Annotated in this window: 1 protein-coding gene; it reads left to right on the top strand. The window is 41.1% G+C overall.

Annotated features, from left to right (window positions below):
* Positions 1–127 precede the first annotated feature (127 nt).
* Positions 128–1,386 (top strand): transposase (locus tag JUJ52_RS22990; RefSeq protein WP_228089239.1); only part of this gene is annotated, 1,259 nt, incomplete at its 3' end.

Below are 1,386 nucleotides of genomic sequence, written 5' to 3'. Positions count from 1 at the left end.
GAGTTAATTTCATAATATAGAGCCCTTGGGGCTCAAGACTTTAAAGACATAAAAATTAGAGCACCTCCCCAAATCCTGTATAATGTTAGTTACCACACAAACATAAACAGAGAGGTGAGATGCCCCTATGTCTATTATACGACAACAAAGCTTGTTTGACATACACGAATTATATGAGATGGAACCTACCCATCATTTTGAAGCTGTTTTTTCAACAATCAATTTGGATCCTATCTTGAATTTATTTGATAAACCTAATAAAGTTGGTGCCCCAAGAGAACTGAATTACGGTGCCATGATCTACTCATTAATCGCTCGTGTGGTGGAGCGAATTGTAACAATCAAAGACCTGATTAGGCGTTTAAAACGTGATCCTATTTTTCGATATGACTGTGGATTTCTTCACTCTGACCAAATTCCATCTGAAGCTTCTTATTCAAGAATGGTTACTATCATCAGTGAATCAGATGAGATGGAACATATCCATGATGAGCTTATTTTTCTTGCCATCGATGAAGGGCATATCGGCGAAGAAAACATCGCTATTGACGCTACTCATTTCGAGGCAAGAGATCGCGCTCATACATCCGATAAGAAAGAAAGGACAACACCGAAAAAGCGCGGACGCAAACCAAAAGCTGAGCGTGAACAATGGCTCAAAGAAAAACAGGCCGAGGAAGAAGCGCGTCCGATTTATGAAAAAGAAATTGTTCATCAGCTTTCTGAATCAGTGGAAGTGTTGTTGAATGAAGCCCCCATCGAACCAAAATGGGGAGTCAAGAAAAACAGTGATGGAAAAAACATCTTCTGGTTTGGCTACAAAGGTCACTTAGCCGTTAGCACAAAAAGCCAGTACATTCTTGCGGGGATGATGACGTCCGGTAGCCTCAATGATGGAAAGGCAGCCATCCCTTTATTAAAGAAAATTGATCGCGATCTTCCGTCTTTATTTACTGCTGGCCTTTTCGATGCCGGTTACGATTATGAACCAATCTATCAACAATTAATCGATCAGGATCTACAAGCTGTCATTCCATATAACCGACGTAACGAAGGAGAGACGGTTGGTTATGACGAGTACTTCGCACCGACTTGTGTCCTAGAGCATTCCTATCGCTACGACAGCTTCGATCCAAAATACAAGACATTGAAATATACACGTCCGAAGGAATGTGCAACGTGCCCATTACAACACGACTCACTTTGTCAAAAGACTTTTAAAATCAGACAATCTACAGATATCCGAAAGTACACCAATCCCGCAAGGGGATCGAAAAAATGGGATGAACTGTACAAAGAACGTACCGCTGTCGAACGTGTTAATGCCTATTTGAAAGAATTCTTTGGACTGAATAATGTCCGTCACCGAACCGGGAAAAAATCAAG

It is taken from the genome of Virgibacillus sp. AGTR (assembly GCF_016919725.2).
Lineage (GTDB): Bacteria > Bacillota > Bacilli > Bacillales > Amphibacillaceae > Virgibacillus > Virgibacillus salarius.
Note: the sequence above shows the minus strand (reverse complement) of the source record. Positions and strands in the feature narration are given on the sequence as shown.